The 12,505-nt window shown below is 63.8% G+C and carries 13 protein-coding genes (1 of these 13 cut by a window edge); 9 read left to right on the forward strand and 4 right to left on the reverse strand.

Going from position 1 to position 12,505, the window contains the following annotated elements:
* Positions 1-19: 19 nt before the first annotated feature.
* The 4 genes from lexA (at position 20) to CK627_RS04695 (ending at position 3,625) form a co-directional block, all read left to right on the forward strand.
* Complete coding sequence (gene lexA / locus CK627_RS04675; RefSeq protein WP_005307564.1) at positions 20-643, forward strand: transcriptional repressor LexA; 624 nt, start codon at positions 20-22, stop codon at positions 641-643.
* Positions 644-1,089: 446 nt separating this feature from the next.
* Positions 1,090-1,377 (forward strand): hypothetical protein, encoded by a 288-nt coding sequence (locus tag CK627_RS04685; protein WP_005307567.1) that lies wholly within the window; start codon positions 1,090-1,092, stop codon positions 1,375-1,377.
* Between the two features lie 210 nt (positions 1,378-1,587).
* The gene (locus CK627_RS04690) at positions 1,588-2,214 is read left to right on the forward strand and encodes an SCO family protein (RefSeq protein WP_005307570.1); all 627 of its coding nucleotides are present in this window, start codon (positions 1,588-1,590) and stop codon (positions 2,212-2,214) included.
* The gene (locus CK627_RS04695) at positions 2,204-3,625 is read left to right on the forward strand and encodes an MATE family efflux transporter (RefSeq protein WP_095591779.1); all 1,422 of its coding nucleotides are present in this window, start codon (positions 2,204-2,206) and stop codon (positions 3,623-3,625) included. Before CK627_RS04690 ends, CK627_RS04695 begins: the two co-directional genes overlap by 11 nt.
* A gap of 28 nt (positions 3,626-3,653) precedes the next feature.
* Here CK627_RS04695 and trmL read toward each other — a convergent pair whose 3' ends face one another.
* The 3 genes from trmL to CK627_RS04710 form a co-directional block, all read right to left on the reverse strand.
* The gene (gene trmL / locus CK627_RS04700) at positions 3,654-4,124 is read right to left on the reverse strand and encodes a tRNA (uridine(34)/cytosine(34)/5-carboxymethylaminomethyluridine(34)-2'-O)-methyltransferase TrmL (RefSeq protein WP_005307574.1); all 471 of its coding nucleotides are present in this window, start codon (positions 4,122-4,124) and stop codon (positions 3,654-3,656) included.
* Positions 4,125-4,192: 68 nt separating this feature from the next.
* Complete coding sequence (locus CK627_RS04705) at positions 4,193-5,548, reverse strand: ATP-binding protein (RefSeq protein ID WP_017780827.1); 1,356 nt, start codon at positions 5,546-5,548, stop codon at positions 4,193-4,195.
* On the reverse strand, positions 5,545-6,240 hold the full coding sequence (locus tag CK627_RS04710) for a response regulator (protein WP_095591780.1): 696 nt from the start codon (positions 6,238-6,240) through the stop codon (positions 5,545-5,547). The genes CK627_RS04705 and CK627_RS04710 overlap by 4 nt, the downstream gene beginning before the upstream one ends.
* 86 nt (positions 6,241-6,326) lie before the next feature.
* On the opposite strand from CK627_RS04710, the gene fieF reads away from it, so the two are divergent.
* The 4 genes from fieF to CK627_RS22800 all read left to right on the forward strand — a co-directional run bounded on the left by fieF (position 6,327) and on the right by CK627_RS22800 (position 9,775).
* Positions 6,327-7,238, forward strand: a complete 912-nt coding sequence (gene fieF / locus CK627_RS04715; RefSeq protein WP_017783662.1) for a cation efflux pump FieF — start codon at positions 6,327-6,329, stop codon at positions 7,236-7,238.
* Between the two features lie 8 nt (positions 7,239-7,246).
* Positions 7,247-8,026 (forward strand): serine O-acetyltransferase, encoded by a 780-nt coding sequence (gene cysE, locus CK627_RS04720; RefSeq protein WP_005307587.1) that lies wholly within the window; start codon positions 7,247-7,249, stop codon positions 8,024-8,026.
* 21 nt (positions 8,027-8,047) lie between these two features.
* Positions 8,048-9,328: a hypothetical protein gene (locus CK627_RS04725; RefSeq protein ID WP_095591781.1), complete on the forward strand. Its 1,281-nt coding sequence runs from the start codon at positions 8,048-8,050 to the stop codon at positions 9,326-9,328.
* A 237-nt stretch (positions 9,329-9,565) separates the two neighbouring features.
* A complete protein-coding gene (locus tag CK627_RS22800; protein WP_005307594.1) occupies positions 9,566-9,775 on the forward strand; it encodes a cell division protein ZapB in 210 nt (69 codons plus the stop codon).
* Between the two features lie 72 nt (positions 9,776-9,847).
* Here the strand turns inward: CK627_RS22800 and elbB are convergent, their stop codons facing one another.
* Positions 9,848-10,498: an isoprenoid biosynthesis glyoxalase ElbB gene (elbB, locus tag CK627_RS04735; protein ID WP_095591782.1), complete on the reverse strand. Its 651-nt coding sequence runs from the start codon at positions 10,496-10,498 to the stop codon at positions 9,848-9,850.
* Between the two features lie 400 nt (positions 10,499-10,898).
* On the opposite strand from elbB, the gene polA reads away from it, so the two are divergent.
* Positions 10,899-12,505 carry the 5' portion of a DNA polymerase I gene (polA, locus tag CK627_RS04740; protein WP_095591783.1) on the forward strand. 1,144 nt of this gene lie beyond the right edge of the window, so 1,607 of the gene's 2,751 nt are visible here — the first part of the coding sequence; it begins with the start codon at positions 10,899-10,901; its stop codon lies beyond the right edge, outside the window.

The following is a 12,505-nucleotide window of genomic DNA, read 5'->3' on the forward strand; positions in this document are numbered from 1 at the left end:
AAAGACAGGTGCCCATGCTATGAAACCCCTTACTCCCCGCCAGGCCGAAGTGCTGGAGTTGATCAAGGCGAACATGAACGAGACCGGCATGCCGCCGACTCGCGCCGAGATTGCCCAGAAGCTTGGTTTCAAGTCGGCCAACGCGGCCGAGGAACATCTGAAGGCCCTGGCCAAAAAGGGGGTCATCGAGATCATGCCGGGCACGTCCCGCGGCATCCGCCTGCTGCTCGAAGAGGAAGAGCAGCTGGAAGAGAGCGGTCTGCCGCTGATCGGCAAGGTGGCTGCCGGCGAGCCCATCCTGGCGCAGGAACACATCGAGAGCCACTATCAGGTGGATCCCGCCCTGTTCCACCCGCGGGCAGACTTCCTGCTGCGGGTACAGGGCATGAGCATGAAGAACATCGGCATTCTGGATGGCGACCTGCTGGCGGTGCACAAGACCCAGGAGGTACGCAACGGTCAGGTGGTGGTGGCGCGGCTCGACGAAGATGTCACCGTCAAACGCTTCCAGCGCAAGGGCAGCCAGGTGTGGCTGCTGCCGGAGAACGAAGAGCTCTCCCCCATCGAGGTGGATCTCGCCAGCCAGCATCTCACCATCGAGGGGCTGGCGGTCGGTGTCATTCGCAACGCCGACTGGATGTAATTCGTGCCAACAGGGCCTCCCATGGGAAGCCTTGTTGTTTCTGCGCTCCTTTCCCCGTGATTTCAATCAGATCCTGATACCCGGCACTTTTGTCTGCGGACGCTCGCCGCAGGCGATTCATTTCAGATATATCATTTGGTAAGGCTGGCTCACTGGCGTGAGCCTCCCCCCGATGCTCGGCAAGACGCGCAGCTTCGCGTCGCTGGTGGCAGGAACCCCGAGGGCAGCAGGGAATAACAAGCGCTTCGCGCCCGGTGCAGGCAGCATGTGTGCCTCGCCCGGGGGCAGAGGCGTCAGCGGGATAGAAGGGAGAGTGGCCAGCAGGGCGCCGGCAGTCGGCACAACAGCGGCACACTCGCGCAGTCGACACGCGGCAGACATCGGGTCGCCCCTTGCGGTGGTGGACGGTGCCGATCGACGTGACCTGTTGATCAAGGAGGACAGGTATGGCTTCAAGCTCGCCATGGGATCCGGGTCTGGCATCGCCCGTTTCTTCCATCACCCGTTTCATCAAGGGTAACCGGATGACCCGTTTCTACGCGCTCTGGGTACACCACAAGGGCGCCTGCTGGACCATCTGGCTGGGGTGCCCGAAGGACAAGATTGTCCGCCTGGTGCGCCTGTTTCACAGCCATCACGAGCAGGGGTTGGCCGATGATCTCTGGACCGCTCCTGTCATCCCGCTGCGCGCCTCGAGCCGCCGCCTGCACGAGCGGCGCCGACAACAACCTTGACCCGTTGCAACAGCCCCACCTCCCGGTGGGGCTGTCGTTTTGGGCGATTCGGCGTCGCTTTGCAGACCCTGGCGTCATCTTCTGACCAAAGTTGGCCAGCGAACGGGCAACCGTGACAAGGGAGTGACCGGCCCGGTGCTCACTGGGTTACAATAGCCCTTTCATTCTGGCCCGGCTGGCGGGCGTGTCGACGTAAAGGGTTTGTTTTTTATGGTGAAACCACGTTACCCCTTGCTGTTTCTGCTGCTGGTCGGGGGCATGATGGGCGGTTTTTACTGGAGCCAGCCCTCCCTGCCCGAGCATGCCGACTACTACCCGGCGGGGCGGGACATCAATCCGTTTGCCTTCACCGATCAGGATGGCCAGCCCTTCGTGCCGGCCAGCCTGACCGGCCACTGGACCTTCCTGTTCGTCGGCTACACCTTCTGTCCCGACATCTGTCCGACCACCCTGGCGGATCTGCGTTCCGTCTATCCCGAGCTGAAAAAGATCGCTCCGAGCAGCCAGGTGGTGTTCATCTCGGCGGATCCCCAGCGGGACGACGTGGCCCGCCTCAAGACCTACACCGCCTTCTTCAACCCGGAGTTCAAGGCGGCGACCGGCCCCCACGACAAGCTGTTTCCCTTCGTGCGCAATCTGGGGCTCATCTACTCCATCGCCGACCAGGGGGAGAAGGATTACCTGATCGACCACTCCGCCTCCATCGTGCTGATCAATCCGGCCGGCAAACTGGAAGCCGTGTTTCGCCCCCGTCTGAGCGAGGACGGGGTGCCCAGGGTGGTGATGGCGAGCATGGTGTCGGACTTTGCCAGGATAGTGCGGCTGGATGGCGAATAGTGATGAGCAACGGACGTCCTCCGGCATGTTGACCCCCGCCTGGTGGCGAGACGGGCGCCGCCATCGCGCCGTGTTTGCCCTCGCCCTGCCCATGGTCTTCTCCAATGTCACCACCCCGCTGTTGGGGCTGGTGGACACCTGGGTGATCGGTCATCTCGGCCAGGCCTGGTTCCTCGGCGGCGTGTCGGTCGGCGCCACTCTCATCAACCTGTTGTTCTGGCTGCTCGGCTTTCTGCGGATGTCCACCACCGGCCTGACCGCCCAGGCCCATGGCGCCAGCAGCCCGGCCGGCCAGCTCGACACCCTGGCCAGGGCGCTGGGTCTCGCCATCACGCTGGGGCTGGCGTTGTTGCTGCTGTTGCTGCCGTTGCTCCCCACCCTCATCGCCCTCAGCGGCGGCTCCACCGAGGTGCAGCACTATGCCGCCGAGTACGTCTCGGTACGGATCTGGAGCGCCCCGGCGGCGCTCTGCAACCTGGTGATCATGGGCTGGTTGCTGGGCATGCAGGATGCGCGCAGCCCCATGCTGCTGCTGATCTTCACCAACCTGGTCAACATGGGGCTTGATGCCTGGTTCGTGCTGGGGCTGGGCTGGCAGGTGAAGGGGGTGGCTGGCGCTTCGCTGCTGGCGGATTACAGCGCGCTCGGGTTGGGACTCTGGCTGGTGAGCCGGCACCTGCGCCGGCTGGCGCCGACGGCGTGGCAGGGGGCCTGGCAGCGCTGGCGCCAGTGGCCCGCGTTGCTGCGACTGTTGGCCCTGAACCGGGACATCTTCATCCGCTCCCTCTGCCTGCAGCTCTGTTTCGCCTTCATGACCCTGCAGGGGGCCAGGCTGGGAGACGTGGCGGTGGCCGCCAATGCGGTGCTGCTCAACTTTTTGATGCTCATCTCCTACGGGCTGGACGGCTTCGCCTATGCGGTGGAGGCCATGGTGGGGCGCGCCATCGGACGTCGGGATCGGCAGGGAGTGCGGGAGGCCATCGGCCTCAACCTCGGCTGGGCGCTGCTGATTGCGCTGGGCTTCAGCCTGCTGTTTGCGCTGGGGGGCAGCCGGCTGATTGGGTACATCACGGATCTGCCGGCGGTGATCGCCGCGGCCAATGCGCAGCTGCCCTGGCTCATCGCCATGCCGCTGCTGGCAGTCTGGTGCTTCCTGCTGGACGGGGTCTTCATCGGGGCGACCCGGGCCCGGGAGATGCGCAACAGCATGCTGGTGGCGGCCCTCGGCGGCTTCTTCCCGGTCTGGTGGCTCTGTCAGGGCTGGGGCGTGGCGGCCTTGTGGGCCGCGATGGCGGCCCTGATGGCGGGGCGGGGACTGACGTTGGGCTGGCTCTGCTGGCAGCTGGAGCGCGATGGTCGGCTGCTCCACTCACCCCATGGGGCGGGGGAGGCGCCGCAGGCCTCCTCCTGAGCCCGCTATCTAGCCAGGCTGATCCGGTTCAGACCTGCAGCGAGCCCGGGTAGCCCAGCTGGCGCCAGCTTTCGTAGACGAATACCGCCACCGCGTTGGAGAGATTGATGCTGCGGCTCTGGGGCAGCATGGGGATACGCAGCCGCTGCTCGAACGGCAGGCTCTCGATGATTTCGATGGGCAGGCCGCGGCTCTCGGGCCCGAACAACAGGGCGTCCCCGGCGGCAAACTGCACTGCCGAATGGGCGGTGCGCCCCTTGGTGGTGCAGGCAAATACCCGCGTCGGCGCCACCGCCGCCAGGAAGGCCTCGAAGTTCGGCCAGCGCTTCACCTCGGCGAACTCGTGATAGTCGAGCCCCGCCCGCTTCACCCGCTTGTCATCCCACTCGAACCCCAGCGGCTCTATCAGGTGCAGCCGATAGCCGGTGTTGGCGCAGAGGCGGATGATGTTGCCGGTGTTGGGCGGAATTTCCGGTTGGTAGAGCACGATGTCGAGCATGACGGCGTCCTGATGGGGCGAAAAGGGCGCCAGCATACCCAGCGCCCGGGCGGATGAAAAGGGCCTGCTCAGCCGATGGGCAGGCGGATGGTGATGGTCAGCCCGGCCGGGTGGTTGCTGCTGGCGCGGATGGTGCCGCCGTGGCGCAGGATGGCCTCCGCGGAGATGGCCAGCCCCAATCCGGTGCCGCCGGTCTTGGCGTTGCGGGCGTCATCCACCCGGAAGAAGGGCAGGAACAGCTGCGGCTGCTGCTCCACCGGTACGCCGGGGCCGTCGTCGCGGATGGTCATCACCCACTCCCGTCCCTCCCGGTACCAGTCCACCTTGATGAACTCGCGGGCATATTTGAGCGCGTTGCGCAGCGGGTTTTCCAGCGCCCGGGCCAGCAGATCGGGCCACATCCGCAGGGAGTCGGTGGGCAGCGGCGGCAACCTGAGCTGCTTGCCGCTCTGGTTTGCCTCGAACATGGCGTCGTCCAGGATGGGCTCCAGCAGATCGGCCAGCGGCATCACCACCGGCGCCTCCACATGTTGCTGCACCCGCGACAGGTCGAGCAGGTCGCCGATCAGCTTGTCGAGCCGGCCTATCTCCGATTCGATCCGGGCCAGCTCGTTGCTGTCACCCTGTTTGCGGCGGATCAACGCCTGCGCCAGCTGGATGCGGGTGAGCGGGCTGCGCAGCTCGTGGGAGATGTCGGAGAGCAGCTGTTTCTGCTTCTGGATCATGTTCTTGAGAGTATCGACCATGTGGCTGACGTGATCCGCCAGCTGGCCTATCTCGTCCCGCCGCCCCAGGTTGGGGATCTGCGCCTCCAGATTGCCCTCCGCCAGCTGGGAGACCGACTGCTGCAACTGCAGGATGGGGCGGGTCAGCCGCCAGGCCAGCAGCAGGCAGAGCGGGGTGCTGACCAGCATGGCGATGCCGAGGATCTGGATCGGGTGATCCAGGATCTGGATGAACAGGAACAGATAGGAGTTCTCGACGTTGAGGCCGAAGTAGACGTGGTAGATCTGGCCGCGATGCTCCATCTGGAAGGGGCCGGCGATGGCCCGCTTGTGCTCGCTGCCCAGCATGGGCTTGGCCGGGTTGTCCGAATCGAGCATGAAACGGACCACGAACTTGCTCAGGCGGGTGCTGGACTGCATCTGTCCCTTGGCGTCGCGCAGGTAGATGTTGTCCACCGGCAGCAGGCCGGCGGCGTCGATGGCCTGGGCCAGATCGAAATCCTGAGTGGGATCCGCCCCCTTCTGCAGCGCCTTCAGATTGTTGTTGAGACGGGCGATCTCGTGGGCCGGCAGCGGGATGATGTTGCGGGGATCCAGGGTCGGCAGGATCACCACGGCGGCCACCACCAGCAACAGCATGAACCAGAACCAGAGGAAGATCTGGGTGGAGAGACCGTTGAAGGTGCGGGCCGTTCTCATGCCTGTTCCAGCCACAGGTAACCACGGCCGCGCACCGTCTTGAAGCGGGGCTGGCCGTCGGTGCGCTCAGGCAGCTTCTTGCGCAGGTTGCTCAGGTGCATGTCGATGGCGCGATCGAAGGGCTCGAGCTTCTTGCCCAGCACCAGCTCGGAGAGCTGGCTCTTGCTGACGATTTGGCCTGGATTGCGCAACAGGCACTCCAGCAGGCCGAATTCGGTGGCGGTCAGCTCCAGCAGATCGCCGTGGCAGCTGGCCTGCTGCAGGCCGGGCTGCAGCACCAGATCCATGAAGCGCACCTCGTCCGAACCGCCGCCGCGCTGGGGCTGGCTGCCCTGGGTGCGGCGCAGGATGGCGCGCACCCGGGCCAGCAGCTCCCTGTCATCGAACGGCTTGGCCAGATAGTCGTCGGCCCCCGCCTCCAGCCCGTTGACCCGATCCTGGCTGTCGCCGCGGGCGGTCAGCATCAGCACCGGGGTGTCGTGGGTCTTGCGCAGCCGGGTCAGCATGGCGAAGCCATTGAGCTTGGGCATCATCACGTCCAGCAGGACCAGGTTGAAGTGCTGTTCGGCCAGCCGCTGCAACCCCTCTTCGCCATCCTCGGCGATGGTCACCTGGAAGCCTTCCAGGGTCAGAATTTCGGTGAGCAACTGGGTCAGCTCGAGATCGTCGTCGACCAGGAGTATTTTGTGCATCTGAAGTCATTCCGCTGATTTTTCGCGCCAGACTGGCGCAGGGGTCAGGGTATAATAGATTTTTAACCGCAAGAGGAAAGCCGGTTTTGAGCCATCAACAATATTCCCGCTGGGTGACGCTGGCCAGCATGGCCGCCGTCACCACCGCTACCCTGCTGATCACCGGCAAGCTGATCGCCTGGCTGATGACCGACTCCTCGAGCCTGCTGGCCTCCCTCACCGACTCCTTCATGGACGTGAGCGCCTCCATCATCAACCTGCTGGCCATCCGTTATGCCCTGTCACCGGCCGACGACGAGCATCGCTTCGGTCACGGCAAGGCGGAGTCGCTGGCCGGGCTGATCCAGTCAGCCTTCATCTCGGGCTCCGCGCTGCTGCTGGTGATGCACGGCATCTCCTCCCTGCTCAAACAGGCGCCGCTGGAGCGACTCGAAGCGGGTCTGTGGGTCAGCGGCGGCTCCATCGTGCTGACCCTGCTGCTGGTCAGCTTCCAGAGTTTCGTCATCCGCAAGACCAACAGCGTGGCTATCAAGGCTGACATGCTGCACTACCGCTCCGATCTGCTGCTCAACGGCGGCGTGCTGCTGGCACTGGTGCTGGCGGGGCAGGGCTGGTACTGGGCCGATGGCCTGTTTGCCATCCTGATCGGGCTGTTCCTGTTGTGGGGGGCGTTGCACATCGGTTATGAATCGGTGCAGGCGCTGCTCGATCGTCAGTTGCCAGCCGAGGAACAAGCGAGAATAATGGCCCTCTGCTGTGACGTCGAAGGTGTACACGGGGTGCATGATCTGCGCACCCGCCAGTCCGGTCCGACCCGCTTCGTGCAGTTGCATCTGGAACTGGACGATCAGCTCCCTCTGGTCAAGGCCCATCAGATTGCCGATGAAGCCGAACTGGCGGTTCGTCAGGCATTCGAGCGCATGGATGTCATCATCCACATGGACCCCATCTCCGTGGTGCACAAGGAACAGCAAGGCACTCCCTCAGAACAACAGTAGGCTGCAACATGGATGATCTGGTTGCCAGAACCTGGCAAAAAATTCAGCAAGAAGCGGCGAGCATGGCGACCGAAGAACCCATGCTGGCCAGCTTCTTCCACTCCACCATTCTCAATCACAAGAACCTGCGTTCGGCCCTCAGCTTCCAGCTGGCCAACAAGCTCGATAGCGCCACCATGCCCGCCATCGCCCTGCGCGAGGTGATCGAGCTGGCCCTGCGCAGCGAGCCCGAGCTGCTGACCATGGTCGCCGCCGACATCTGCGCGGTGCAGGAGCGCGACCCGGCGGTCGATCTCTTCTCCACCCCGCTGCTCTACCTCAAGGGGTTCCACGCCCTGCAGGGCTACCGGGTCGCCAACTGGCTGTGGCGCCAGGGGCGTCGTTCGCTGGCGCTCTACCTGCAGAACCAGATCTCCGTGGTATTCGGGGTGGACGTGCACCCGGCCGCCCGCATTGGCAAGGGCATCATGTTTGACCACGCCACCGGCATAGTGGTCGGCGAGACGGCGGTGATCGAGGACGATGTCTCCATCCTGCAGAGCGTCACCCTGGGTGGTACCGGCAAGGAGAGCGGCGATCGTCATCCCAAGATCCGGGAAGGGGTGATGATAGGGGCGGGCGCCAAGGTGCTCGGCAACATCGAAGTGGGCATGGGCGCCAAGATCGGCGCCGGCAGCGTGGTGATCAACCCGGTGCCGCCGCACACCACCGTGGCGGGCGTGCCCGCCAAGATCGTGGGCCGTCCGGAGTGCGAGAAGCCGTCGCTGGACATGGATCAGTGTCTCTGATCCCCTGACCGAGGCGAGTCGATGGCCAAGCGCTGGTCGGGTTATCTGATCCTGGGGATGTGGCTGCTCAACCTGCTGCACCTCTATCTGGGGTTCTCCCCCTGGCCGGCGGCCATCGCCGCCTGGGGAGCCTCCCTGCTCACCTGGCCCTGGCTGGTTGGGGCGGCGCGCCGTCAGGCGCTGGCCCTGTACGGGGCGGCACTGGCCCTGCTGATCTTCTCCTGCTGGCAAGGCGCTAGCCTCCAGCCGGCGGACTGGCTGCTGCCCAACATCAACATGCTCACCATGTTTGCGGCGGTGAGCACCCTCAATCTCGCCACCTCGGGCCTGCTGACCGGCACCACCTCATGGCAAGGGCGCAAGGGGCTGTGGAGCACCATGGCCAGCCTCAACCTGCTGGGGGCCGTCATCAACCTCTCGGTGCTCTTCATCATCGGCGATCGGCTGGAACGGGGCGGCACCCTGGAGCGGCGTCAGGTACTGGTGCTGAGCCGGATCTTCTGTGCGGCGGCCTTCTGGTCACCCTTCTTCGTCGCCATGGCGGTGGCGCTCACCTATGCCCCCGGTCTGCAGCTGTCGCAGATCCTGCCGTTCGGGCTGGTGGCAACCCTGCTGGCGATGGGGTTGACCGCCTGGCAGGTGGAGCGGCTGGGGGTAGCGGACTTTGCCGGCTACCCGCTGCGGCTGCAGACCCTGGGGCTGCCGGTGGCCCTGGCCGGGCTGGTGCTGCTGATCAAGCAGATCTGGCCGGATCTCGGCATCCTGGCGGTGATCGCCCTGGTGGCGCCGCTGCTGGCGTTTGCCTTTATGCCGAGCACGGGGCGAGGGCCTGCCCTCAAGCGGCAGGTGGTGGAGCGCTTTCCCGCCATCGGCGGTCAGATTGTGCTGTTTCTGGGGGCCGGTCTGCTGGCTGCCGGCATCAACAGCGCCTTGTCGGTGCTCGAGCTGGGCGGTGGCCACGGCTTGCCCTTCTTCCATCACTTCGGCTGGCTGGAGGCCTCGCTCACCCTGCTGCTGATCCTGCTGGTGGCCATCGTCGGGGTGCACCCGCTCATCAGCATCTCCGGGCTGGCGCCGCTGCTGTGGCCACTGGCGCCGGATCCCAGCCTGCTTGGCATGACCTTTTTGCTGGGGTGGGGGCTGGCCACCGGCACCAGCCCGCTCTCCGGCTCCAACCTGGCGCTGGCCTCCCGTTACAACCTGAGTGCCGGGGCCATTTTGCGCGGCAACCTGCTCTACGGCCTGCTGATGTACGGGGTCGCCTGTCTGCTGCTGGGGGCCTATATCGCCCTGCACAGCTGAGGTGTCCGGTTGATGTGAATAGGGGAGCAGATCGGATGCAATGGCGGCTTGTGCGGGCCCTGCCGTGGCCTCGGCGCAGGATGCGAGAAAAATAGACGTATATTTAGTCAATACATCCATGGAAGGCGCATTTTACAGCGCACCGGCTTGTTTGTGCCGATGCCATCAGGGTATGCTGGCTTCACGCGCTTGAATCGCCCTCTGTGGGGCATCGCAATTGAACATACAGGTATGCATATGTCACTAGAAGTCCTTGAGCAACTCGAATCCAAAGTACAATCCGCCGTCGACAACATCTCCCTGCTGAAGATGGAGCTGGACGAGCTGAAAGAGCAGAACAGCAAGCTGCAAGACGAGAACCATCAGCTGCGCAACGAGCACGTTGCCTGGCAAGAGCGTCTGCGTGCCCTGTTGGGCAAGATGGATCAGATGGGCGAAAGCATCTAATCCGTCGCTATACGCGAGAATTGAAAACGGGCCGCTCCATGAGCGGCCCGTTTGTTTGGGTCAATCTGTCAGTCAGAGCGCCAGCAGCTGCTTGACGGTCTTCTCGATGCCGTCCGCCGCCTCCACTATATTGCTGGCCAGCATGTAGGCGGGGGTGGAGATCACCTTGCGCTCCTGATCCACCACGAACTCGTTGACCGGGCAGTTGAGATGGCTGCCCCCCATTGCCTCGATGGCGTTGGCGGTGCCCTCGTCGTGGCCTATGGTGGCCAGGGTGCCGGCGCCGTAGATGAGCGGGATCATGGCTGGCGCGATGCAGATGTAAGCCGCCGGCTTGTTGGCCCTGGCAAAGCTCTGGCACGCCTTCAGCACATCCGGCTGGATTTGGCACTCGGCTCCCTTGATGGCGAAGTCGCACAGGTTCTTGGCGGCGCCGAAGCCGCCCGGCACCAGCAGGGCATCGTAGTCGGCTGCATCCAGCTCTGCCACGTCCTTGATCTGGCCGCGGCAGATGCGGGCGGCTTCGACCAGCACGTTGCGGCTCTCTCCCTCGCTCACTTCCCCGCTCAGGTGGTTGACGACATGGAGCTGCGGAACATTGGGTGCGAAGCACTGCACGGCGGCGCCCTGCCTGGCCAGTGCCAGCAGACTGATCACGGCCTCGTGGATTTCGGCCCCGTCAAAGACGCCACAGCCACTCAAGATCACGGCCACTTTTTTCATGACAGACTCCTCGTTGTTGAAAATGTGAGCCAGGATGGATTGTTGTACTTTTGTATGGTTATCGTTCGTCCTCCGCTGGTCAAGTCATCTTGCTGTGCTAGGATTGTTTCGTTTCGGATCCTGCCGCGTTTACTCCCTTAAATCTTTTTCCACATTGATCGAGATCATTTCAACGGTCTGGAGATCGGTTTTAATGATCTCAAATCATTGTTATATATGCGTTTTTCATTTTTTATCCACAGTGGTTTCACTGGGCTTCATCAATCACTCCATTTTTGAGCACAGAGTTATCCACAGCGTGGTGGTCGATGAGGATCCCTCGGCCGGGTCGCCCCCCCTCTTGGTGTGAGGGGGGCCCTGTGGCATCCTAGCGGCTGTTTATCTCTGGCAGGACGATTTCATGGCCCCTAGCAATCCCCTTATTCTGGTCGACGGCTCCTCTTATCTTTACCGCGCCTTCTTTGCCTCTCAGCAGGCCGATCTGCGCACCTCGACCGGTTTGCCGAGCGGCGCCGTCCGCGTCATGGCCAACATGATGCGCAGCCTGCGCAAGCAGTACCCCGACTGCCATGTGGCCGTGGTGTTCGATGCCAAGGGCAAGACCTTCCGCGACGACATCTATTCCGAATACAAGGCCAACCGGGCCAGCATGCCGGACGATCTGCGCAGCCAGGTGGCCCCCATCCACCAGATGATCAAGGCGATGGGCTTCCCCTTCCTGATGGTGGAGGGAGTGGAGGCCGACGACGTGATCGGCACCCTGGCCCGTCAGGCGACCGAGAAACAGCTGCCGGTGCTGATCAGCACCGGCGACAAGGACATGGCGCAGCTGGTCTCCGACCATGTCACCCTGATCGACACCATGAAGGACGTGAAGACCGATCGGGAAGGGGTGATCGAGAAGTTCGGCGTACCGCCAGAGCTCATCATCGACTACCTGGCCCTGATGGGGGACAAGGTGGACAACATCCCCGGCATGACCGGCGTCGGCGAGAAGACCGCGCTGGCCCTGCTGCAGGGGATCGGCAGCATCGACGAGATCGCCGCCAACCTCGACAAGGTGGCGGCGCTCGGCTTTCGCGGTTCCAAGGCGTTCGCCGACAAGTTCCGCGAGCAGGAGGAGCAGGTGCGCCTCTCTTATGTGCTGGCCACCATCAAGACCGACGTGGCGCTGGAGCAGAGCCTGGAAGAGCTGGAGCTTGGCCCCATCGACAAGGAGGCCCTGCTGGCGGTTTACCGCGAGTATGAGCTGCGCAACCTTATCAAGGAGCTGGAGTCCGGCGCCGAGGAGAGCGGCGCTGAAGGGGAGGAGGAAGGCGTTGCCCCGGCAGCCGCCATCGAAACTGATTATCGCTGCATTCTGGACGAGGCCGAATTTGATGAGTGGCTGGCACGCCTGCAGGCGGCGCCGCTGTTTGCCTTCGACACCGAGACCACCAGTCTCGACTATATGGAGGCGCGGGTGGTTGGCGTCTCCTTTGCCATCGAACCGGGCAAGGCGGCCTACGTGCCCTTCGGTCACGACTATCTGGGGGCGCCGGTGCAGCTGACCGAGGCTGTGGTACTCGGCAAGCTCAAGCCGCTGCTGGAAGATCCGGCCCGCCTCAAGGTGGGGCAGAACCTCAAGTACGATCGCAACGTGCTGCTCAACCACGGCATCGAGCTGCAGGGTATCGCCTACGACACAATGCTGGAGTCCTATGTGCTCAACTCCACCGCCAGTCGTCACGACATGGACTCGCTGGCCCGCAGGTATCTGAACGTCGAGACCATCTCGTTCGAAGAGATTGCTGGCAAGGGGGTCAAGCAGCTCACCTTCAACCAGATTGAGCTGGAGCAGGCGGCCCCCTACGCGGCGGAAGATGCCGACATCACCCTGCGCCTGCATCAGGCGCTGTGGGGCAAGCTTGCTGCCGAGCCGGGCCTCGCCAAGGTATTCAGCGAGATCGAACTGCCGCTGCTGCCGGTGCTGGCACGGATGGAGCGGCTCGGCACCACCATCGAGCC

Origin of the sequence: Aeromonas dhakensis (genome assembly GCF_002285935.1) — a bacterium.
Taxonomy (GTDB): domain Bacteria; phylum Pseudomonadota; class Gammaproteobacteria; order Enterobacterales; family Aeromonadaceae; genus Aeromonas; species Aeromonas dhakensis.

Excerpts from the sequence above, each read along its gene's own strand:
- lexA (WP_005307564.1), top strand. The coding sequence starts at position 20 with ATGAAACCCCTTACTCCCCGCCAGGCCGAAGTGCTGGAGTTGATCAAG.
- CK627_RS04685 (WP_005307567.1), top strand. The coding sequence starts at position 1,090 with ATGGCTTCAAGCTCGCCATGGGATCCGGGTCTGGCATCGCCCGTTTCT.
- CK627_RS04690 (WP_005307570.1), top strand. The coding sequence starts at position 1,588 with ATGGTGAAACCACGTTACCCCTTGCTGTTTCTGCTGCTGGTCGGGGGC.
- CK627_RS04695 (WP_095591779.1), top strand. The coding sequence starts at position 2,204 with ATGGCGAATAGTGATGAGCAACGGACGTCCTCCGGCATGTTGACCCCC.
- trmL (WP_005307574.1), bottom strand. The coding sequence starts at position 4,124 with ATGCTCGACATCGTGCTCTACCAACCGGAAATTCCGCCCAACACCGGC.
- CK627_RS04705 (WP_017780827.1), bottom strand. The coding sequence starts at position 5,548 with ATGAGAACGGCCCGCACCTTCAACGGTCTCTCCACCCAGATCTTCCTC.
- CK627_RS04710 (WP_095591780.1), bottom strand. The coding sequence starts at position 6,240 with ATGCACAAAATACTCCTGGTCGACGACGATCTCGAGCTGACCCAGTTG.
- cysE (WP_005307587.1), top strand. The coding sequence starts at position 7,247 with ATGGATGATCTGGTTGCCAGAACCTGGCAAAAAATTCAGCAAGAAGCG.
- CK627_RS04725 (WP_095591781.1), top strand. The coding sequence starts at position 8,048 with ATGGCCAAGCGCTGGTCGGGTTATCTGATCCTGGGGATGTGGCTGCTC.
- CK627_RS22800 (WP_005307594.1), top strand. The coding sequence starts at position 9,566 with ATGTCACTAGAAGTCCTTGAGCAACTCGAATCCAAAGTACAATCCGCC.
- elbB (WP_095591782.1), bottom strand. The coding sequence starts at position 10,498 with ATGAAAAAAGTGGCCGTGATCTTGAGTGGCTGTGGCGTCTTTGACGGG.